Origin of the sequence: Serratia sp. Z4 (assembly GCF_009900725.1) — a bacterium.
In the GTDB taxonomy this organism is placed as follows: domain Bacteria; phylum Pseudomonadota; class Gammaproteobacteria; order Enterobacterales; family Enterobacteriaceae; genus Serratia; species Serratia nematodiphila.
In genome coordinates, this window is record NZ_JAAABD010000006.1 from 175245 (window position 1) to 193539 (window position 18295).

The 18295-nt window shown below is 58.3% G+C and carries 27 protein-coding genes; 9 read left to right on the plus strand and 18 right to left on the minus strand.

All coding sequences use genetic code 11. The annotated features are described in order from the left end of the window. Window positions 1-393 precede the first annotated feature (393 nt). The 7 genes from GT753_RS19960 to GT753_RS19990 form a co-directional block, all read right to left on the minus strand. Entirely contained in the window at window positions 394-579 is a 186-nt protein-coding gene (locus GT753_RS19960) for a hypothetical protein (protein WP_160125879.1), read from the minus strand. A gap of 8 nt (window positions 580-587) precedes the next feature. Next, window positions 588-791, minus strand: a complete 204-nt coding sequence (locus tag GT753_RS19965) for a hypothetical protein (RefSeq protein ID WP_160125880.1) — start codon at window positions 789-791, stop codon at window positions 588-590. 19 nt (window positions 792-810) lie between these two features. Then, window positions 811-1467: a hypothetical protein gene (locus tag GT753_RS19970; RefSeq protein WP_160125881.1), complete on the minus strand. Its 657-nt coding sequence runs from the start codon at window positions 1465-1467 to the stop codon at window positions 811-813. Between the two features lie 21 nt (window positions 1468-1488). Next, the gene (locus tag GT753_RS19975; RefSeq protein WP_021241986.1) at window positions 1489-1737 is read right to left on the minus strand and encodes a hypothetical protein; all 249 of its coding nucleotides are present in this window, start codon (window positions 1735-1737) and stop codon (window positions 1489-1491) included. A gap of 399 nt (window positions 1738-2136) precedes the next feature. Further along, window positions 2137-3273, minus strand: a complete 1137-nt coding sequence (locus GT753_RS19980) for an HlyD family secretion protein (RefSeq protein WP_160125882.1) — start codon at window positions 3271-3273, stop codon at window positions 2137-2139. Window positions 3274-3282: 9 nt separating this feature from the next. After that, on the minus strand, window positions 3283-3627 hold the full coding sequence (locus GT753_RS19985; protein ID WP_076741045.1) for a DUF3302 domain-containing protein: 345 nt from the start codon (window positions 3625-3627) through the stop codon (window positions 3283-3285). Window positions 3628-3665: 38 nt separating this feature from the next. After that, window positions 3666-4319, minus strand: coding sequence for a DUF3313 domain-containing protein (locus GT753_RS19990; RefSeq protein ID WP_015378822.1), 654 nt, complete (start codon window positions 4317-4319; stop codon window positions 3666-3668). Window positions 4320-4454: 135 nt separating this feature from the next. On the opposite strand from GT753_RS19990, the gene GT753_RS19995 reads away from it, so the two are divergent. After that, window positions 4455-5390 (plus strand): LysR family transcriptional regulator, encoded by a 936-nt coding sequence (locus GT753_RS19995; RefSeq protein ID WP_160125883.1) that lies wholly within the window; start codon window positions 4455-4457, stop codon window positions 5388-5390. Window positions 5391-5445: 55 nt separating this feature from the next. Here GT753_RS19995 and GT753_RS20000 read toward each other — a convergent pair whose 3' ends face one another. The 3 genes from GT753_RS20000 to GT753_RS20010 all read right to left on the minus strand — a co-directional run bounded on the left by GT753_RS20000 (window position 5446) and on the right by GT753_RS20010 (window position 8154). Further along, on the minus strand, window positions 5446-7107 hold the full coding sequence (locus tag GT753_RS20000; RefSeq protein WP_174242161.1) for a DUF2534 family protein: 1662 nt from the start codon (window positions 7105-7107) through the stop codon (window positions 5446-5448). A 71-nt stretch (window positions 7108-7178) separates the two neighbouring features. Next, window positions 7179-7595 carry a DUF2946 domain-containing protein gene (locus tag GT753_RS20005; RefSeq protein ID WP_230858004.1) on the minus strand — a complete coding sequence of 139 codons (417 nt, stop codon included), beginning with the start codon at window positions 7593-7595 and terminating at the stop codon, window positions 7179-7181. Between the two features lie 106 nt (window positions 7596-7701). After that, the gene (locus tag GT753_RS20010) at window positions 7702-8154 is read right to left on the minus strand and encodes a GNAT family N-acetyltransferase (RefSeq protein ID WP_160125884.1); all 453 of its coding nucleotides are present in this window, start codon (window positions 8152-8154) and stop codon (window positions 7702-7704) included. Between the two features lie 100 nt (window positions 8155-8254). On the opposite strand from GT753_RS20010, the gene GT753_RS20015 reads away from it, so the two are divergent. Next, the gene (locus GT753_RS20015) at window positions 8255-8989 is read left to right on the plus strand and encodes a bifunctional 2-polyprenyl-6-hydroxyphenol methylase/3-demethylubiquinol 3-O-methyltransferase UbiG (protein WP_160125885.1); all 735 of its coding nucleotides are present in this window, start codon (window positions 8255-8257) and stop codon (window positions 8987-8989) included. Window positions 8990-9058: 69 nt separating this feature from the next. Here GT753_RS20015 and GT753_RS20020 read toward each other — a convergent pair whose 3' ends face one another. Then, on the minus strand, window positions 9059-9565 hold the full coding sequence (locus GT753_RS20020) for a DUF1543 domain-containing protein (protein ID WP_118891764.1): 507 nt from the start codon (window positions 9563-9565) through the stop codon (window positions 9059-9061). Between the two features lie 120 nt (window positions 9566-9685). Here GT753_RS20020 and GT753_RS20025 point away from each other — a divergent pair, with 120 nt between their 5' ends. Beyond that, a complete protein-coding gene (locus GT753_RS20025) occupies window positions 9686-9868 on the plus strand; it encodes a YodC family protein (protein WP_015378856.1) in 183 nt (60 codons plus the stop codon). Between the two features lie 34 nt (window positions 9869-9902). On the opposite strand, the gene GT753_RS20030 is transcribed toward GT753_RS20025, so the two are convergent. Together GT753_RS20030 and GT753_RS20035 are read right to left on the minus strand one after the other, a co-directional pair. Next, window positions 9903-10181, minus strand: coding sequence for a GNAT family N-acetyltransferase (locus GT753_RS20030; RefSeq protein ID WP_160125886.1), 279 nt, complete (start codon window positions 10179-10181; stop codon window positions 9903-9905). Next, the gene (locus GT753_RS20035) at window positions 10171-10413 is read right to left on the minus strand and encodes a (4Fe-4S)-binding protein (protein ID WP_004928981.1); all 243 of its coding nucleotides are present in this window, start codon (window positions 10411-10413) and stop codon (window positions 10171-10173) included. Before GT753_RS20035 ends, GT753_RS20030 begins: the two co-directional genes overlap by 11 nt. Before the next feature lie 192 nt (window positions 10414-10605). On the opposite strand from GT753_RS20035, the gene GT753_RS20040 reads away from it, so the two are divergent. Then, a complete protein-coding gene (locus tag GT753_RS20040; protein ID WP_004928980.1) occupies window positions 10606-11019 on the plus strand; it encodes a DoxX family protein in 414 nt (137 codons plus the stop codon). 50 nt (window positions 11020-11069) lie between these two features. Here GT753_RS20040 and smrA read toward each other — a convergent pair whose 3' ends face one another. Then, a complete protein-coding gene (gene smrA / locus GT753_RS20045; RefSeq protein ID WP_015378857.1) occupies window positions 11070-11642 on the minus strand; it encodes a DNA endonuclease SmrA in 573 nt (190 codons plus the stop codon). A 184-nt stretch (window positions 11643-11826) separates the two neighbouring features. Here smrA and GT753_RS20050 point away from each other — a divergent pair, with 184 nt between their 5' ends. Next, complete coding sequence (locus GT753_RS20050; protein ID WP_004928976.1) at window positions 11827-12162, plus strand: MbeD/MobD family mobilization/exclusion protein; 336 nt, start codon at window positions 11827-11829, stop codon at window positions 12160-12162. A 64-nt stretch (window positions 12163-12226) separates the two neighbouring features. Continuing rightward, on the plus strand, window positions 12227-12673 hold the full coding sequence (locus tag GT753_RS20055) for a DUF1198 family protein (RefSeq protein WP_004928974.1): 447 nt from the start codon (window positions 12227-12229) through the stop codon (window positions 12671-12673). A gap of 25 nt (window positions 12674-12698) precedes the next feature. Here GT753_RS20055 and GT753_RS20060 read toward each other — a convergent pair whose 3' ends face one another. The 3 genes from GT753_RS20060 to GT753_RS20070 form a co-directional block, all read right to left on the minus strand. Next, entirely contained in the window at window positions 12699-13037 is a 339-nt protein-coding gene (locus tag GT753_RS20060) for a DUF2002 family protein (RefSeq protein WP_004928971.1), read from the minus strand. 102 nt (window positions 13038-13139) lie between these two features. Beyond that, a complete protein-coding gene (locus tag GT753_RS20065; protein WP_015378858.1) occupies window positions 13140-14312 on the minus strand; it encodes an MFS transporter in 1173 nt (390 codons plus the stop codon). A 90-nt stretch (window positions 14313-14402) separates the two neighbouring features. After that, window positions 14403-15308 (minus strand): LysR family transcriptional regulator, encoded by a 906-nt coding sequence (locus GT753_RS20070; RefSeq protein ID WP_015378859.1) that lies wholly within the window; start codon window positions 15306-15308, stop codon window positions 14403-14405. 105 nt (window positions 15309-15413) lie between these two features. Between GT753_RS20070 and GT753_RS20075 the strand changes: the two genes are divergently transcribed. Together GT753_RS20075 and GT753_RS20080 are read left to right on the plus strand one after the other, a co-directional pair. Beyond that, window positions 15414-16796, plus strand: coding sequence for an MFS transporter (locus tag GT753_RS20075; protein ID WP_015378860.1), 1383 nt, complete (start codon window positions 15414-15416; stop codon window positions 16794-16796). Continuing rightward, complete coding sequence (locus tag GT753_RS20080; RefSeq protein ID WP_015378861.1) at window positions 16793-17173, plus strand: DUF4440 domain-containing protein; 381 nt, start codon at window positions 16793-16795, stop codon at window positions 17171-17173. Before GT753_RS20075 ends, GT753_RS20080 begins: the two co-directional genes overlap by 4 nt. Window positions 17174-17368: 195 nt before the next feature. On the opposite strand, the gene asr is transcribed toward GT753_RS20080, so the two are convergent. Beyond that, entirely contained in the window at window positions 17369-17719 is a 351-nt protein-coding gene (asr, locus tag GT753_RS20085) for an acid resistance repetitive basic protein Asr (RefSeq protein WP_004928953.1), read from the minus strand. 229 nt (window positions 17720-17948) lie between these two features. Here asr and GT753_RS20090 point away from each other — a divergent pair, with 229 nt between their 5' ends. Beyond that, window positions 17949-18257, plus strand: a complete 309-nt coding sequence (locus GT753_RS20090; RefSeq protein ID WP_004928950.1) for a YqjD family protein — start codon at window positions 17949-17951, stop codon at window positions 18255-18257. The last annotated feature ends 38 nt before the right edge of the window (window positions 18258-18295 follow it).

An 18295-nucleotide genomic window follows, 5' to 3' on the forward strand; every position in this document is an offset into this window, starting at 1 on the left:
AGATACAGGGGCCAAGTTTAACGAGTACCGTAATCAATTCTATGAGCATCTCAGATTCACTCAGCTATTGAACAAAATCGAAGATTCATACTACTGACACCTGCTTGATTAGTAGTACAAAAGAGTGAGACAACCGGAATCGAAGAGTAAAAGTAACTTACTGTTATTCTTTGATTTCATTGTCGTATCAATGGATACCTTGGTTCGCTTCTATCCCAATGGGCAATCTCTACGAATCAATCCCCAGTCTCATATAAGAATTCAGCTTGGTGAGGGGAGTTGAATTCGCGTCCAGTCTTCCTTCTTGTATCATAATGAAAACGAATGCGGAATCATTAGCACATGCTGAAGCAAGCCTTTACTTCATTGCAAAGGCTCGTTTAGATAAATTGGCTACTGCTTATTGTTCGTTGTTTTAGTCGGTGAAGGAACTGAACCTGATGATTGACTGGGGACTGGCTGCATTTTCGGCATCGTTGCACCATGTTTCTCAATATTAGAGTTAGATACTTTAATCATCTTAGGTGATATGGCACCATCGCCAATACGAACTGTTTTGTAATTATTGGAACTCATCATCAAACTCCTTATTTGTTATTTTGGTTGCTAGATGAAGTTGCGGAAGGTTGTTGTGCAGCCCCTTCAGATGATTGTTGCGTAGCTGGAGTGGTAGGAATTGCCTGCATCTGAGGAACATTTGCACCATTTCCTACAAATACACGCTGCATAGAAGGCATCATTGCTCCATCCATTCCCATGCCTGTATGTATTACCTTAGATTTATCGTTCAAATTAGCTCCTAACGTTACCTTAGTTTTTAGCAGGATCAGCTGGTGTTGCAGGCGAAGATGTGCCATCAGTAGCTGGTGGAACCGTCTGATTTGTTTGCGTTACCGGTTGCATTAATGGGACCGTAGCACCTTTATCAATAGGCACTCTTTGCATCATTGGTGGCGGCAACCCATCGTTGTTAATTTGCTGCGTTTTTTTAACCATATCGCTTTTGCTAACCTCTATTTTTCTATCAAAGGTGATCACTCCAAATGTTATGACCGAGATTATAGCTAAAACAAAAAAACCACCTGAAAATCTGTTCACCCAGTTCAATATCTTTGATTCTAGGCTTACCTTCCCAAAGACACTTTCATCTTCTTCGATGTAGTATTTATGAGCAATTTCTAACTCAGCCCTCAATGCTGCGTTACTAATCGAGAAACTAAATATTGTTGCTAATATTGCACAACCAAAGAATATCCATGCAGAGTAAAGCAGCCACATATATGCAGTTTGGTCATGAGGTGCTATATCTTTAAAGACAGTTAATGAGATGGCAAGGCCAGCAGATGACAATGTAAGAATGTTCTTATCATAGTTGTCAGTATTAGAGAGCTCACGCTTATCAACTTCTGCTTTGTAAGTTGCGAAAATTGATGTTGCCTGAGCTCGCTGCTCTTCAGTCCTTGCCACTTATCGATTCCTTAGTGGTGCTTAACGAGGTTTATTCGATTGCGACAACAGTGAGGCTGCAAAACTTTTGGTTTCCTCGCTGTACTTCGAACTCTTCATAACATCGGAAGCTATCGTCTCCATTTCTGCACCAGTTTGCTTACCTGTACGGGCTTGAGCAACTACAGAAGCAGCAAGCTTCTTCTTAATTTCAGAGGAACTGTCATTTTGTAGGGCCTTCGCGGCTTGAGAAGCAAGCTTAGGTGAGGATTGTTTTTTGTTAATAGCCATAGAATATCTCCAATAGAAATACAATATATTGACAACTTAGAAACAACCACAACTACATATAGTATTGCAGAAAAATTTCATTAACAACATCATTGCAAGAACTATTCGTGATGCAGATCATAGAAAGCACTGTTCTTATAAACAGCACTTTGAGACTTGAAGCAGCGCTAACTTTTGTGACATACTCCTGTGACATTGATTCCCGCTACATTGCTCAAAGAATCAGACAGTTAGTATTTGGTGTCGCTTTCAGCCAGCTCCACCAAATACGTCGCCAGTGAACCAGATAGACCCGGCGATAATAGCGAAAAAGCCCACAACTTCGGTTGCGGGCTTTTTTGTTTTTGTCGTATCCCGAAGGCTCGCCCCACGACCCGGGCTGTTCCGGGCCGATGCAGGCTAGTGGTCCAGATAGAGGTAATACAGCCAGCTGGTCATGCGCAGCAGCACTTTGCGCATCACGGAGACGTGCTCGAAGTGCCCGGTATAGACCGCCGCCTGGGCGCTCACGCCGTCGGGCAGATGATCCAGATCCGGGTTGGCTGCCAGATCGATCATTACGTACACCCCTTCCCGGCCCGGCGTGGCGCTCAGGCCCTGCAGTGCGCCGCTGGCCTGGTAGCTGCCGTCCGGTATCGCCGGCAACACCCGGCTCACGGTGCCGCCATAAACCTGTCCCGGCAAACCGTTAAACACCACTTCAGCCTGATCCCCCTGCGCCAAGCGCAGGATGGCGTTCTGGCGGAATACCGCCACCACCTGGCGCTTTTGCTGCGGGATAAAGATCATCACCGGTTTGAACGGCAAGCGAACCGCCGCCGTGCCCGGCCGCGCCAGCACCTGCGTGACATAGCCATCGCTCGGCGCACGCAGCACCGTTTGTTCCAGGTTGTAACGCGCTTCGGCTATTTGCGATTTCAGGCTGGCTATCGTGGCGTCTTCGCCGTCATAGCGCCCGGACAACCGAGCCTGTTCCTGTTGGAACTGGGCTTTCGCCGCCTGCAGTGCGGCGGATTGCGCCTGGTACTGTTGCTGCGCATGGCTGACGTCCTGCTCCGAAAACGGATTGACTGGCATGGCCGCCCCTTTCGCGTAGCGCTGGTAATCCTTACGGGCACGCTCGTATTCCGCGTTCGCCCGCTGCACGTTGGCAGCGGACTCGCTGAGCGCCGCCCGGCGCGTTCTGATCTCCGCCTCCGCCCCGGCCAGATCCGCCTCCAGCCTGGTGAGCCGCGCGCGGTAGCGGCTGTCGTCGAGCCGGAACAGCACCTCGCCTTTGCGCAGCAGCACGTTGGTTTTCTCCGTCACCTCAACGATCATGCCCGAGACCTGCGGCACCATCGGCACCGACACGGCAATTTTCTGCGCCCGATCGCTGTACGGATGATTGTAGTTCATCGTCAGAATCAACGCGCCGACGATAACGATCCCGCCGAGTACGGCGGTCGGCACGGTCCATTTGTTGACCGGAATGCGGAACAGTTTAAATACACCGTAGCTCAGCGCCACGTAGCTGAGAATAATGAGCAAATCCATAGGCTACGCTCAACTTACCGTGGGGCCGGGAACCGCCGTCGGCTTTTCCTGCAGGCGTTGTAATTCCGCTTCGAGCAGTGCGATGCGCACCTGCAGATCCGTTGAGGGTTCCGGCCTTTCACTCATGCCCCAGCCGCGTTCCGGCCGATAGAGCGTCGCCCAGATCCACAGCAGTGGCCAAATGGCGTGTAGCGTAAACAGGCTGACCCAACCGGCAACGTGAATCGCATCCTGATGCGGGTGCCGGCGCTTTTTCGCCAGCAAATAAGGAATGTCATGAATAATAATGACGCCGTAGAATAATATCAGGAATACCGCAATCAGTACGCCTAAAGCAAAATAGTTAAGAAACATGTAAAGTCCTGGTTGAGAATAATGGAAATAAATAATCTCTATAGCGTGTTATATTGTCTGATGTCGTTGGCGATGGTATCGATGGCGTTCTTCACGTCGGTGACTTTCAGCTGTGCTTTCTCATTATTAAGATTTTCTCCCGAAGCCTTACGTACCACTTTAATCACTGGCTGATTGGTCGCGGCATCGATAAACTCGCCTTCCATATAGACCGCGCTCTCCATAGTACGGTGCCCGGTTACGCTTTGCGTCGCGGCGATCAGCAGCGTGATTGGCAAGACTTCATAGACCTGCAGCCCTTTCTTCTGCGTGTCGATCGCTGTGATGGCGCCGCGGAAAATCAGGGTATGCTCGCGCGGCATGTCCACCAGCGTAAAGTGGGTGCCCATCGCCTGCTTAAACTGCTGGTTGGTGTAATTCAGGATATTGTCGAGCGCGCGTTGACTCACCATTTCGCTCGGTTTCGGCCGCGGGAAATAGATCATCGGTTGATAAACCAAATATTGATAACGGGAAAAATCGACGCTCTGATCTTTCCAATATAAAACGTCTTTGCCGGACGCGGATTGACCTTTATTGATATCGTCATAATTGGTCAGAAAGGTCGAGTATTTTTCTTTTTCGGTCACGGCGGACGAGCACGCGGCCAGTAATAACAGCGCAGGTAAAATAACCGCTCTTGTCACTTTCATTGACGGATTTCTCTTTATTTTTGTGGATAGCAAATAATCAAATCGAATGATACCCACCCACCCGTGATAAGTCATATGACAATGCCGCCAAAGGTGTATATCATTTTTGATATACAAACTCATGCGAGCCGGCCAGTGAAAGAGAAAGACTTCCGCATTGAAGAACTCAGGATTGTCCGCGTCATTGCCGAAACGGCGAGCGTCAGCAAAGCGGCACAGCTGTTGGATATGCCGCAGTCTAACGTGTCGCGCGCCCTCACCGCGCTGGAGCGACGGCTCGGGCTGGAACTGTTCCTGCGCAGCCCGCGTGCGCTGGCGCTGACCGAGTTCGGCGAACAATTCTTGCGCCGCGCCGTACTGCTGCTGGACGAGCATAGCGATCTGCTCGATATGTCCGGCACCTATAAACGCAGCCTGAGCGGCATGGTCACGCTCGGCGCGCCGATCGGTATCCACGCGTTCCTGGCCAGCTATTTGCTGCCGCCGCTGCTGCATGCCGCACCGGAACTGACGGTCGATCTGGTGACCCGCAATCCCGATGAACGCGAAAAAAAGTATGGTGCGGTGTTCGACAGCGACTGCGATTTGCTGATCAGCTTCTTCCAGCCGCAAAACGAAAGCCTGATCGCCAGGCCCTTTACCCGTTTTCGCGTCGGGCTGTTCGCCGCGCCGGATTACATCGCCCGCTCGCCGCTGAATGAGCTGGATGAACTGTCGCAGCATCGCTGCATTACCTTGCGCATGCTGGGCGGCATTCGCAATACCTGGAGCGGCTACAGTGCGCAGGGGGAGTTGGTGCAGGTCGAGATCAACGGCGCCAGCGTCTGTGATAACATTCTGCCGGCGATCGAGCTGGCCAAACAGGGCCTGGGCATCGTCTACGCCCCATATTATTCCGTCGCCGCCGAGCTCGATGCAGGCACTCTTCTGCCCTGCCTGGCGCGCGAGCGCGGCATCGATATGCAGGCCTACCTGATCTACCGCCGGCGCGGCGTGTTGCCGCACCGCGTGCAGGTGACGATGGACAGCATCATGGAAAGCGTCAAACTGCACGCACACCGGCTGATATAGCCAAAAAAAACCCCGCCACAGCGGGGTTTAACGCATCACATCAGCGCAAAATACCTCACCGCCCCTCTTTTTCCCCCAGGAAGAAATACCACAGCGGAATGGAAAGCAGCAGGGTGAATACCAGCGTATACAGCAGCACCATCAGGCTCTGCATAATCACCATCTGGGCGCTCCAGGCGCCGATCGGCAGCTGAAACTGCTCGACGGTGCCGCCGAGGATCGCCCGGCCCATCACGCAGCCAACCACCACCGCCACCGTCGCCACCGCCGCGCGGAACTTGCGCACCTCGGCGCGGCGGGCGGCCGCTTCCGGCGTTTCGCCCCGCAAGCCTTGCCGCTGGGCGCGCCAGCGCCATACGTCCACCAGCAGCAACGCCGCGAAGCTCACGCCCATCACCGGCAGACAATAACCCAGCGCCGCTGCGACCAGCAGCGTAACGGCGCGCGACGGCAGGGAAAGCGCCAGCCAGGCGGCGACCAGCGTATGCACCGGATGCTGCGCACCCGCCGCCGGGCGACGCAGCCACCACATGCGGTAACCCAACACGATCGTCAGGCACAGCCCAAGGCCAAACGCCGCCAGCAGCAGCTGATTCGGCAAGCCGAACAGAATACCCATGTGGGCGTCGATACCCCAGCGGGTCAGCTTGGCGATGAGCGGGAAGGTGTCGAACCGTACCTGGTCGACGACGGCGAAGCTTTGCGGCGCGATGGCGACCGAGTCCACCTGCGTCGGCCAGCTGCGATCCACTTCGGTCACCGTCCAGGCTTTGCCCTCGCCTTTCGGCTGGCGAAGCTCGACCTTAGCGGCGTCTATTCCGGCGGCGCGCGCGGCGTGCAGCGCCCGATCCCAATCGCCGTTCAGCGCATTGCTTTGCGCGGCAGGGCCCATCTTCATGCCAGGCATCATCCCGCGGTGCTCGGCGTGCGGATCGGCCGGCATCTGCGGCGCATCGGCCTGCAGGCTGGCGTTGACCTGCGGCGTCAGCCAGCCCAGGTTGGCCCGCAGCGCGTCGATGTTGCCGCCGGCCCACTGCGACCAGGTCAGCCCGGTAGCCGAGAAGAACAGCAGCCCGGCCAGCAGCGCTACGCCCAGCGTGATATGCCACTGGCGGTTAGCGGCGAAGCCCCCTTTCACCCTTTTCAGCTTGCGCTTCGGCCGCGTCGCCAGCCACAGCGCCACGCCGCCCAGCGCGGCCACCCACAGCCAGGAAGCCGCCAGCTCGCTGTAGTTGCGGCCCAGATCGCCAAGCAGCAGGCTGCTGTGCAGCTTGTCCAGCCAGGTGCGCAGCGGCAGTACGCCGGAGGTGCCGTACACCGTCATGTCGCCCTTGATCGCCAACGTGTAAGGATCGACAAACAGCGCGCGCGACTCGGAAGCGCCCAGATCGGCACTCACGAACTGCACGCGAGTGGTGTCCGTTGCGCTGGGCGCCGGGCGCACGGCGTAAATGCGCGCCTCGGCACCCGCCTCACGGCGGGCAGCCGCGATCTGATCAGCCAGCGATCTCGCCTGCCCGTGCGGTTCGGTGAAAAGCGCATCGCGATACTGCGCCTCTTCAAGCTGCGGGGTCAGCACATACAGCGTGCCGGTCAGTGCGGCGACAAAAATAAAAGGGGCAACCAGCAGGCCGATATAGAAATGCAGCCGTCTGATCAGGTTCAGCATCGCGCCACGCGGCGATGCGGCAGGTGGAGTTTTGGTTATTGAAGACATGGCCTTTCTCGTTTTTCAAACTGTGCGCGCAGGCAAACCGTCCGCAGCGATACGAACGGCGTTACCCATGATCAAGCATTAGGGAAAAACGGCTGGCCGGGCGGCCCGCGCGGGCTCGGCCGCAGAGTAAGGCGCCGAAGGGGCGGGGGGACGATGCGCGGCGCGCAAGGCAGGCGCGCGATGCGCGTCATCAGCCACAGCAGCGGGACGAATGCCCACAGCAGCAGCGGCACGTGGATCAGCAGCTCGCAATAGCCGCAGAAGATCATCTCTGCCGGATCCATGCCATGGTGGCCGGCATGTTCGGCGGCGGGCATCACCATTCCGTGCATCTCATGCTGCATGGTAGCTGCCGGCTGCGCCATGCCGCTCATCATCTGATGGTGCATCAGCGATTTCGACACCACCGGCGCAACAAACAGCAACAGCACCGCCATAATGGCGATGCAGGCGGCAAAGCGTTGCTGTAGCTGGCGTGGCACTCTCATCGCAGCGGTGAATTAACCCGGTCGGTTGCGAACAAGCGGCCAGTGTAACCCGCGATGCGCGATGAGGTGAATGAAAAGTCAGGTTTGTCTTACACGGCGGCGGCAATCACAGCACCCGCGAATAGACCCGCGAGGCCTCGCCCCAGGGGTGATACCCAAGCCCGTTATAAACGAAACCGCTGCGCTCGTAGTACCCTTTCAGATCGGTGCACAGGTGCAGCTGCGGGAAGCCCAACCGGCGAGTTTCCGCCGCCACATGCTCAATCAGCTTGGCGCCGCAGCCCCGGCCGCGCTGCGTTTCCTCTACGTAGAGCGCACACAACCAGGGATACAGCTCGCCGCGGCTGATAAAGTCGTTGGTAATCAGCCCCGCACAGCCGAGGATCTGGTCATTTTCCATCAGCAGGTACCACTGCGGCAGCGGGTTGGCGGCGCCGAGGCTGCGGTTGATAGCGTCTTCATACATCATCAGCGTCTCTGCCGTGGCCCAGTGCCGCTGAAAATATGCAATGGCGCGCGGCGCCAGCTCGGGCGCTTGCCGCACCGAAATCATGTCCATCGTCATTCCCGTTATTCATGTTGTCAGCGTAGAATTATGCAGCAATATGCAGAGTATGGCAGCGGCATTCCGCCGCCGTCATTCATCCCAAGGAGTCATCATGACGCAAAACATCTATGACAATCAGGCCTTCTTCGACGGCTACGCGCAGCTCAGCCGCTCGCAGCACGGTCTGGACGGCGCGCCGGAATGGCCCGCCATCCGCCGCATCCTGCCGGGCTTGCAGGGAAAAAGCGTGGTCGATCTCGGCTGCGGCTACGGCTGGTTTTGCCGCAGCGCGCGCGAACAGGGCGCAGCCAGCGTGCTGGGGCTGGACGTCTCGGAAAAGATGCTGGCCAAGGCGCGGGAGATGACCGCCGACGCGGGCATCGAGTACCGCCGGCAAGATTTGGCGCAGCTGCAGCTGCCGCCGGAAAGTTACGATCTGGTCTACAGCTCGCTGACGCTGCACTACCTCGAGGATCTGGCCGCGCTGTTCGCCACGGTTTACGCCGCGCTGAAACCCGGCGGGCAGTTCATCTTCACCGCCGAGCACCCGATCTACACCGCCCCGGCGCAGCAGGGCTGGCTGACCGACGGCAACGGGCAGAAATCCTGGCCGGTCAACGGCTACCAGCGGGAAGGCCAGCGCGTCTCCAACTGGCTGGCGGAAGGCGTCATCAAGCAGCACCGCACGCTCGGCAGCTATATCAACCCGCTGGCGCAGCAAGGATTTATCATCCAGCATTTGAACGAATGGGGCCCCAGCGCGCAGCAAATCGCCGCTACCCCGGCGCTGGACGAAGAGCAGGAACGCCCGATGATCTTCATTCTCGCCGCCCGCAAACCCGCCTGATGCTTGCCTGATTCACCTGCAGTACACCATTAACACCGCCAAATTTGGGGAGGTCGCCTCCCCCCAACGTTACTCACCAATCGGCAGATACCCCTGCCACAGCGGCCGGGCCGGTTTGCCGTGCGGGTTGGCCCGCAGATGAACGTGATAACCCTGCAGCGCCTGCAGCAGCAGGCAGTCGTCCACCTCGGCCAGGTCATCCTTGTGCTGCTGCGCGCTATCGGTCAGCAGCACTCGTTTGGCTTTGTCTTTCGCCTCGCCGGCAGAGCGCGCCACAAACAGGCCGAACTGGTGCAGTTCCGCCAGCTCATCGCTGCGGTAACCGCCCACGTTAACGAAAAACAGCTTCTCTTCACCGGCGAACGGCGCAGGCTCCAGGCTCACGTCGTAACCGTCCGCCCAGTCGATGCGCGCATAACCGTCGACATGCACCTTGCGCTTATCGCCGAACCACTTTTCGCGCAGCAGCGGATACGCCTCATCCGGCCGATCCGCCGCCGCGAACTGCACGTCGTGCAACTCAATATTGGCGCCCGGTGCCGTACCCCCCACATAAAACATCAATAATCCCGGCATGTTAGTCTGCTCTCCCTGGTGATAATCGCTGTATAATTTAATGCATAACGAAACATCTGCCAACGGTAGCGCCATTCTGTGTTATCAATAGGTGAGGTTTAATCTGTTGTGGAGGAACGCATGGCATTCAATATCGGTGATTTTGTACAACGCACCACCGGCGGCCCAAAGATGACCGTGGTGGCGATCGACGGCGAAACCCTGGTTTGCAGCTGGAATGAACTGGGTAAAGAGCAGCGCACGGAGGTGCAGGCCAGCGAGGTGGCGCTGTACCATGAAGACGGCGATTTCGGCGTCTGCTGAACGCTCGGGGCGCGCGCCGCGCCCCGTTATCGCCTCAGGCGCGAATGTCCTGATAGGCTGGCGTGGTATCAAACTCATGCTTGGCGAACGGGCACAGCGGAATGACTTTACGCTGCTCAGCGCGCATTTTCTCCACCACCAGCGCCACCAGCTTTTTGCCGACGCCCTGCCCCTTCAATGACTCATCCACCCAGGTGTGATCGATAATGGTCAGCTTGTCGCCGCTCGGCACGAAAGAGATCTCGGCGATCAGCTTGCCTTGCTCATCATTGATATAAAAACGCTTGTCGTCTGCCAAGATTTTATGATCCATATGATTTCTCCCTATATTTAAGTGCGCCGCTGGGGCAGCTGTCGATAACGCGTTTCACCTCGGCCGGCTCGGCATTGTCCGGCATAATCCACGGGCGGCGATTCAGGGTAAAAATAGCCGCGTTGCCATGCACGCAGTTGGCGGAATGGCGGCAAACTGCACTGTTAAAATAAACGTCAATCTTATCACCGGAATAACGGCGGTAACCGGCGGCGGTCAATTCCTCATCCATCATGGCCTCACATTGCCTGTTTTATTGTTTTTGCTCCAGAGTCAAGTATAGGCAATACCGCCGGCTTCACCACGCGTCTCGCCCATCGAAAAAAGTGGCGCAACCGCCCGTCGCCGCTAGAAAAAAACGTAAATTGTTCTAATCTTTATACAGTAAGACAACATAATTCCGACAGTGGCTAAGGAGTTCGAAATGGGTGATAGCTCAAAAGACGGCGTAATTCTGCTGTCCCGCATATTGCTGATGATTCTGTTTATCATTTTCGGTTGGATGAAACTGGTCAACTTCGGTGCGACCGTCACGGCGATGGAAGGTTACGGCACGCCGATGCCTTATTTGGCGGCGATCGTTGCCGTGGTGGTGGAGTTTATTTTCGGCATCGCGCTTATTCTCGGCCTGTTTACTCGCCCTATCGCGGTCATTTTCGCCCTCTATGTTTTGGGCACCGCGTTTATCGGCCATCCATTCTGGAAAATGACCGGTATGGAAATGATGGGCAACGAAATCAACTTCTTTAAAAACATCAGCATCATTGGTGGTTTGCTGTTGCTGGCGGTGACCGGCGCCGGCCGTTATTCGCTGGACTATAAAATATTTAATAAATAATTCATCGATGGCCGGCGATATTCGCCGGCCATTTTATTTCGGCAATCCTTTCAACGGCTGCGCTTGGCGTGGCGCTCAAAGTTTTCCGCCCTGGCCTGCGCCGATTTACGCAGCGTGACGTAGCAGGCGCCCTCGCCGCCGTCGCGCGGTAAGGCGCGGCAAAACGCCTGCACCTGTTCAAACTGCGCCAGCCATTTGGCGACGTAACTGCGCACGATATTCGGATGGCTGTCGTTCTGCCGCCCGCGGCCATGCACGATCAGCAGCGAACGCAGGTTTTGCGCCTCCGCCTGCACGATGAAGCGAAACAGCGCCTGCCGGCTGGCTTCGACCGGCTGACGCAGCAGGTTCAGCGACGCCTGCGGCGGGTAACGCCCGTTGCGCAGCTTGTCCAGCACGCCCTGCTGAATGCCTTCCCCTTTGAACTCCAGCGGCTGTTCGCAGGGGATCACCTCGAGAAAATCGGTGCTGAGGAAGTTTTCCTGCCGCAGCCGCTGTGCTTCGCGCCGCGCGCTTTTGTCCACCGTCTCCTGCGGCCGGAGGTGCAAGGTCTGCCGCCCGTTCGCCAGCGGCACCACGTCCGCCATCGCCTGTTCAAAAAAGTCTTTTTCCTGCTCGCTCATGTTCCACCTCTCTTGAACGGCAGCCTTTACGGCCGGGAATGGGGTCGATTGTAAGACGCCTTGCCACGGTTGCAAGCCGGGAATTGTCAGCGGCATGTGTCTCATTTGTCGTCAACGGGTGAGCTTGCGAGCAGTTTTCGCTATACTGCTAAGCCATCATTGAGTGCCGCAAAGGATCGAGCCCATGACAATGCGCGAGCTGGAAATCCAGTTTCAAAATGCGATGAATGAGTTGCAGAGCAGCTTCGAACGGCAACACCGCGAATGGCAGCAGAGCTACCAGGCGCTGCAGCAACTGCTGGAAGAAGCCAAACAGCGCGAAGCCGCGCTGCGGGCGCAGAATGAACAACTGGCGCGCAAACTGAGCACCGCCAGTTCGGTGCCGGAACAACATGCGCTGGTCAAGCAGATCAAAATGCTTGGCGCCCATCTCGACGCGTTGGCCAAAGACGCGGCCACCTTTAACCACCATCTGCGCCAGCAGAGCGCGGTCGGTAATTTCAGCGGCGAACAGCATTGATAGCGGGCGCTGTCGCACAGCGCCTCTCCCTCTTCTGGCGTATTGAGAGTGTAATAAAGCCTAAATGACCTGGATCATCCTCGCCGTCCTGATCGTCGTATTTATTATCGGTTACCGCATTCTGACGTCCGACACCCGCAAAGCCATCGATTCGCTGGCCCATCTGCTGAGGGTCAAACCGATGCTGATCGAATCGATGATCCAGGAAATGGGCGGCCGCCAAAGCCAGACCTTTATCCGCATGCTGAACAACGGCTACACCGAAGAGATGCACCAGGCCGCTTACCTGCTGTTCATCTATCTGACGTTCATCAAACAGGCGGACGACGAACAGATTGCCCTGTGGCGCGACGTGCTGCTGCGCGCCGGGCTGTCGCCGGAGCTGCACGCCGAGCACACCGAAGCGGCGCTGTTTTACTTCGCCGAGCTGGATATCGATGCATTTGAACTGGCGCAGTTCCGCCGCGCCTACAATGAGCGTTTCAACCGCGAAGCGTTGGCCCACGGCTGATCGCGTCCCCCGGGCGGGGGACCGATTACAGGAACATGCTGTAGAGGTAGCGCGACAGCGCTTCGCGCGAGCTGAAGCCGTGTGCGATGCCGTAACGCAGGTTCGGGGCGTCGCTGCTTAAATCCAGGGGAAACTCCAGATACTGCTCGCTGGTGCGCACCGGCGAGGTCGGCGTGGCGAAATGCACGCTTCTCTCTTTCAACGCCGGGTGGATCACCAATGCGGTTCTGCCCATCCGCGCTTCGCGATTCACATACACATAATGCGTACCCTTGCGGTAGCCATAGGCCTGATCGGTGACATAATCACGCTCAAAGCCGGTATTCTCCAACACTTTAGCCACTTCATCCGGCCGTAAATACATCGATTCCTCCTCTCATTCTGGACCGCTGAGCGACCTTACCGTAATCATTCACCGAAACAACGATTTTCTGGGGAGGAATCCGGGTTTCGGACTATTCCTGAATCAGCGCCGGCTGCGCTGCAGCAGGCGCAGGGTGAGCAGCACCCCGATCGCCACCAGCAGCGCCGCCGCCAGATAGATCGACGGCACGCCCGCTTGCCCAATCAGCAGCCCGGCCAGCGGGCCGGTGATGCCCAACGCCAGGTCGAGGAACGCCGAATAAGTGCCGAGCGCCGTGCCCTGGTTCTGCGGCGGCACCTGTTTCACCGCCTCAACGCCCAGCGCCGGGAACACCAGCGAAAAACCGGCGCCGGCCAGCAACGCGCCTGTTTGCACTATCCAGGGTTCGCCGGCCTGCCAGATCAACAGCAGCCCGACGATCTCGACCAGAAACGACGCCAGCGTCACCTTCAACCCGCCGTGGCGGTTGATGACGTTGCTGAAGATCAGGCGGATGCCGACGAAGGCGCAGCTGAACAGCGTCAGCGAAAACGCCGCGCCGCTCCAGCCCTTGTCGGCGTAGTAAAGGGTGATGAACGTGGCGATGACGCCGAAGCCGACGGTGCCCATCGCCAGCCCGAGACCATAGGCCCAGATGCGGCCGAACACCGCGCTGAAGGCGATGCGCTGCCCGGCGGCGATCGAGACGTCCGGCTTGCCGCTCGCCAACAGCAGCGCCACCGCGACCGCCAGCACGATCAGCGCCGCCACCCCGGCCAAGCCCCACTGCTGATTCAGGTACACGCCGAGCGGCGCGCCAGCCGCCATCGCCCCGTAGGTGGCGACGCCGTTCCAGGAAATCACCCGTGCGGTGTGCATCGCCCCGACCCGGCCGATGCCCCACAGCGTGGAACCGGTGCTGGCGAAGCTTTCGCCGACGCCGAGAAACACCCGCCCCACGCACAGCAGCAGCAGGCTGAGCCACGGATAACCGTCAACGCCAAACGCCAGCGCGTAAAACAGCCCGCTGGCGCCGCAGCACGTCAGGCCGAACAGCACCACCTTCTTCGGCCCCAGCTGATCGGCGTAGCGCCCGGCATGCGGACGGCTGAACAGCGTGGCGAAGTATTGCGCACTGATGATAAGGCCCGCCAACACCGAGTTGTAGCCCAGGTGGTCATGCACAAATCCCGGCAGCACCGCCAGCGGCAGGCCGATGGTCAGGTAGCAGACGAAGGTGAACATCACCACGGACAGAATGCGTCGGTTCAGCTGGAAGTTATTTTCTGCGGTCATCGAAGGTGGCTCGCATCGGACGGGGTAGACGAAGCCCTCCAGCATACCCCGATGAGATTTGATGATAAATGAGAGAGTGATAACGAATTATTATTTCGCTAACGATTTTGCCGCCACCCGCGCGCGCAGAAAATCGATAAACGCCCGCACCTTCTCCGGCACATGGCGGGTATTCGGGTAGAGCGCATAGATGCTCTGCTCGGGGAAACGGTGATCCGGCAGCAACCGCTGCAGCCTGCCGGCGTCGATCTCGGGCTGCGCCAGCCACGCCGGCAGCAACGCCACCCCGGCGCCATGCAGGGCGAACGCCAGCAATGCCGCGGCGCTGTCGCCGGTAAGCGTGGCGGCGTCCGCCACCTTGAACAGCACCGCTTCGCGCTGCGGCGTGACCACCTGCCAGCTGAGGGGCGAACTGAGCCGGCTGTGGGCGATCCACTGCGCCTGCGCCAGATCCGTCAGCGAATGCATCGGCCGGTCGGCCAGATAATCCGGCGCCGCCACCGGAAAAATGGCGAAGCTGTCGATCAAGGCCGCGCGGTGGCTGGAATCCGCCAGCTGGCCCAGACGGATCGCCACGTCGAAGCGCTCCGAGATCAGATCGGCATGATAAGAAGAAGACACATGCTGGATGCGCAGGCGCGGATGCTGGCGCGAAAACGCCGCCAGCGCCGGCGCCACCACCTGCGCGCCGTACTCCGGCGTGCTGGTGATGCGCAGCACGCCGCTCAGCCCGTGATGATCGCGGCGCACGTCGTCGAGCACGTTCTCCGCCTCCTGCAACAACTGCAGGCTGCGCTGGTAGAAGCGTTCGCCGGCATCGGTCAGCGATAATCGGCGGGTGCTGCGCACCAGCAGTGACACCCCCAGCTCATTCTCCAGCTGCTTGACGTTAAAGCTCACCACCGCCTTGGTTTGCCCCAGCGCCACCGCTGCTGCGGTAAAGCTGCCCGCCTCCACCACCGCCGCGAAGATCGCCAGGCGCTGCAAATTCAGCATTTCGCCGCCCTTATTGTCAAAATGATTTTGACAGTGTAATCGCCCGCCGCCGATTTATCCGCACTTTTCCCCCCGCTACACTGCCCGCCTTCAACCGGAGGCACCATGTCTTATCGCAGCAAAGTGGCAATCGTCTATCTGCTCGGCTTTTTCGTCGATTTGATCAATATGTTTATCGCCAACGTCGCCTACCCCGCCATCGGCCAGGCGATGCGAGCATCGGTCAGCCAGCTGGCGTGGGTCAGCAACGGCTATATTCTCGGCCTGACGCTGGTGATCCCGCTCAGCGCCTGGCTGGCGCAGCGCATCGGCGGGCGGCGGGTGTTTCTGCTCTCCCTGGCGCTGTTCATGCTGGCCACCCTCGGCGCGGGCAACGCCGACAGCATCGGCGCGCTGATCGGCTGGCGCACCCTGCAGGGCATGGGCGGCGGCTTGCTGATCCCCATCGGCCAGACGCTGACCTATCAGCTGTACCGCAGCCATGAACGCGCCGGGCTGTCGGCCGCCATCATGTTGGTCGGGCTGCTGGCGCCGGCGCTGTCACCGGCGCTGGGCGGCTGGCTCGTCGATCGGTTGGACTGGCGCTGGGTGTTTTTCGCCAACCTGCCGCTGGCGGCCCTGGCCCTGGCACTGGCGGCGTTGTGGCTACGTGCGGAAACGCCGACGGCGGCGCGCAAACCGCTCGACGCGACTGGATTACTGAGCGCCTGCGCGGCGCTGACGCTGCTGCTGCTCGGCCTGACCCGGCTGAGCGAAGCCGGTCATCAGGTTTCCGGCGCGGCGCTGCTGGCCGCCGGCCTGCTGGTGCTGGCCTATTATCTGCGCCATAGCCTGCGCACCCCGCAGCCGCTGCTGAACCTGCGGCTGGTCGGCGATCCGCTGCTGCGCAACGCCATGGCGGTTTATTTGTGCATTCCCGGCCTGTTCATCGGCGTCAGCCTGGTGGCGATGCTGTATTTGCAAAACCAGCTGGGGATGCCCGCCGCGCAGGTCGGCGGCCTGATGCTGCCCTGGGCGCTGGCGTCGTTCCTGGCCATCACGCTGACCGGCAAAAGCTTTAATCGCCTCGGCCCGCGGCCGCTGCTGATCGCCGGCTGTCTGTTGCAAGGTGCCGGCATGCTGACGCTGGCGCAGATCGATCAGGCCGGGCAGCACGCGTGGCAGATCGCCGCCTTCGCCCTGATGGGGTTCGGCGGCAGCCTGTGCAGCAGCACCGCGCAGAGCAGCGCGTTTCTGCAGATCCCCGACGGCCAATTGGCGGACGCCAGCGCACTGTGGAATATCAACCGCCAGCTCAGTTTTTGCCTCGGCGTGGCGCTGCTCAGTCTGCTGCTGAATCTGCTGCTGGCCGTGTTGCCGCCCGCGGCGGCTTACCGAACCTGCTTCATTCTGGCGGGCGCCAGCACACTTATCCCGCTGTTGCTGTGTCTGCGCCTCGCCAACCGCGCCATCGTGCGCCAACTCAACGCTCAACAGGATGCTTTATGAACCCGTATTTTACCGAAGTGATCGACGCCCACATCGCCATTGAACGCTGGCTGGGCAAAGGCGCCGGAGAGGAGCAGGCGCTGCTGGCGCGCTTTACGCCGGATTTCAGCATGATCGCGCTGAACGGCGCCACGCTGGATTTCACCGCGCTGTGCGCTTTTTTCCGCGCGCATCGCGCCGCCAAACCGGGTCTGGAAATCGAGATAGAAGAGATGAAGCTGGTGGCCGAATGGCCGACGGGTGCGGTAGTCAGCTACCGGGAAAAACAGAGTCTGCCGGGACAAAGCGCCACGCTGCGCTACTCCACGGTGGTGTTTGAACGCCAGCGCAACGCGCTCGGCTGGCGGCATTTGCATGAAACCGCCGCGGCGCAATGATCACAAAAAGCTGCCGGCCAAAAACAGTTCCCAGCCGACGATCACCCCGCACAGGGTTACCGCGCTGAAAATGACTTCAAACAGATAGCGATTGATCATCGTGCGTCGCCTCAAAAGAAGACACCCGGAAGAACCGGGTGTCTGGAGTACGGACTGGAGCGTGCGGAACCTTTCGGTTCCGCAAACATCACTTAATTACGCTTTTTTACCGGCTTTTTTGTGGTGTTTTTTAGCGGCCTGAGCTTTCTGCACTGGCGCTTTTTTGTGGTGCTTTTTAGCTGCCTGGGCTTTCTGAGCCGGCGCTTTTTTGTGGTGCTTTTTAGCGGCCTGAGCTTTCTGGGCTGGCGCTTTTTTGTGGTGCTTGGCTTTCTTGTGGTGCGTCGCTTTAGCTGGCGCTTTTTCAGCAGCCGCCGCTGGCGCAGCGGTAGTGGTGGTCGCAGCTGGCGCGGTGGTGGTAGCCGGAGCAGTAGCTGCAGTATCAGCAGCGAAAGCAACAGAAGACAGACCCATAGTGGCAGCAACGATCAGCGCTAATACTTTTTTCATCTTTAAATCCTCAGAGTGTTGTTTCGGTAAGCTCCGGTGGAGCCGTTGAAACAGATACTAGTGGAATCAAACCGCCGCTTCCGTGAGTGATTGGTTTCGCCGAGTAACCAAATGTACAAAGCCCAGGTGCCGGCAAACACCTGCGTGACGGCGGTTTTTTTCCGTGATCGGCCACGCAAATCTCGACATGGTCTACACTTAAAAGACATGTGTCGAAATGGAGAGCTGAATGTTTAAGAAAGCGGAAAGAACAGAACGCGACATCGATCAGGACGTCACTCTGTTGGCCGATACGCTGGATGAAGTGTTGCGCGAGTCCGGTGACAAGACCAAAGAGGAACTGAAAGAGCTGCACAGCAAGGCGAAAGGCGTGTTGCGCGACGCCCGGGCGCGGTTCAATGGCTCCACCAGTCTGACACAGCATGCGCGCGACGCGGTCGATCAAGCCGACAGCTATGTGCGTGACAAACCTTGGCAGGGCGTAGGGATCGGTGCCGCCGTCGGCATCGTGCTCGGCGTGCTGCTGGCCCGGCGTTAACACCCCTGCAGTCATAAAGATAAAACAGATGTGCGTCT

Excerpts from the sequence above, each read along its gene's own strand:
- GT753_RS19975 (WP_021241986.1), bottom strand. The coding sequence starts at position 1,737 with ATGGCTATTAACAAAAAACAATCCTCACCTAAGCTTGCTTCTCAAGCC.
- GT753_RS20070 (WP_015378859.1), bottom strand. The coding sequence starts at position 15,308 with ATGCTGAATTTGCAGCGCCTGGCGATCTTCGCGGCGGTGGTGGAGGCG.
- GT753_RS20090 (WP_004928950.1), top strand. The coding sequence starts at position 17,949 with ATGTTTAAGAAAGCGGAAAGAACAGAACGCGACATCGATCAGGACGTC.
- GT753_RS20000 (WP_174242161.1), bottom strand. The coding sequence starts at position 7,107 with ATGTCTTCAATAACCAAAACTCCACCTGCCGCATCGCCGCGTGGCGCG.
- GT753_RS20035 (WP_004928981.1), bottom strand. The coding sequence starts at position 10,413 with ATGGATGAGGAATTGACCGCCGCCGGTTACCGCCGTTATTCCGGTGAT.
- GT753_RS20060 (WP_004928971.1), bottom strand. The coding sequence starts at position 13,037 with ATGTATTTACGGCCGGATGAAGTGGCTAAAGTGTTGGAGAATACCGGC.
- GT753_RS20055 (WP_004928974.1), top strand. The coding sequence starts at position 12,227 with ATGACCTGGATCATCCTCGCCGTCCTGATCGTCGTATTTATTATCGGT.
- GT753_RS20015 (WP_160125885.1), top strand. The coding sequence starts at position 8,255 with ATGACGCAAAACATCTATGACAATCAGGCCTTCTTCGACGGCTACGCG.
- GT753_RS20010 (WP_160125884.1), bottom strand. The coding sequence starts at position 8,154 with ATGGACATGATTTCGGTGCGGCAAGCGCCCGAGCTGGCGCCGCGCGCC.
- GT753_RS20005 (WP_230858004.1), bottom strand. The coding sequence starts at position 7,595 with ATGAGAGTGCCACGCCAGCTACAGCAACGCTTTGCCGCCTGCATCGCC.
- GT753_RS20040 (WP_004928980.1), top strand. The coding sequence starts at position 10,606 with ATGGGTGATAGCTCAAAAGACGGCGTAATTCTGCTGTCCCGCATATTG.
- GT753_RS20030 (WP_160125886.1), bottom strand. The coding sequence starts at position 10,181 with ATGGATCATAAAATCTTGGCAGACGACAAGCGTTTTTATATCAATGAT.
- GT753_RS19990 (WP_015378822.1), bottom strand. The coding sequence starts at position 4,319 with ATGAAAGTGACAAGAGCGGTTATTTTACCTGCGCTGTTATTACTGGCC.
- GT753_RS19960 (WP_160125879.1), bottom strand. The coding sequence starts at position 579 with ATGATGAGTTCCAATAATTACAAAACAGTTCGTATTGGCGATGGTGCC.
- asr (WP_004928953.1), bottom strand. The coding sequence starts at position 17,719 with ATGAAAAAAGTATTAGCGCTGATCGTTGCTGCCACTATGGGTCTGTCT.
- GT753_RS19985 (WP_076741045.1), bottom strand. The coding sequence starts at position 3,627 with ATGTTTCTTAACTATTTTGCTTTAGGCGTACTGATTGCGGTATTCCTG.
- GT753_RS20065 (WP_015378858.1), bottom strand. The coding sequence starts at position 14,312 with ATGACCGCAGAAAATAACTTCCAGCTGAACCGACGCATTCTGTCCGTG.
- GT753_RS20050 (WP_004928976.1), top strand. The coding sequence starts at position 11,827 with ATGACAATGCGCGAGCTGGAAATCCAGTTTCAAAATGCGATGAATGAG.
- GT753_RS19980 (WP_160125882.1), bottom strand. The coding sequence starts at position 3,273 with ATGGATTTGCTCATTATTCTCAGCTACGTGGCGCTGAGCTACGGTGTA.
- GT753_RS20020 (WP_118891764.1), bottom strand. The coding sequence starts at position 9,565 with ATGCCGGGATTATTGATGTTTTATGTGGGGGGTACGGCACCGGGCGCC.
- GT753_RS20075 (WP_015378860.1), top strand. The coding sequence starts at position 15,414 with ATGTCTTATCGCAGCAAAGTGGCAATCGTCTATCTGCTCGGCTTTTTC.
- GT753_RS20025 (WP_015378856.1), top strand. The coding sequence starts at position 9,686 with ATGGCATTCAATATCGGTGATTTTGTACAACGCACCACCGGCGGCCCA.
- GT753_RS20080 (WP_015378861.1), top strand. The coding sequence starts at position 16,793 with ATGAACCCGTATTTTACCGAAGTGATCGACGCCCACATCGCCATTGAA.
- smrA (WP_015378857.1), bottom strand. The coding sequence starts at position 11,642 with ATGAGCGAGCAGGAAAAAGACTTTTTTGAACAGGCGATGGCGGACGTG.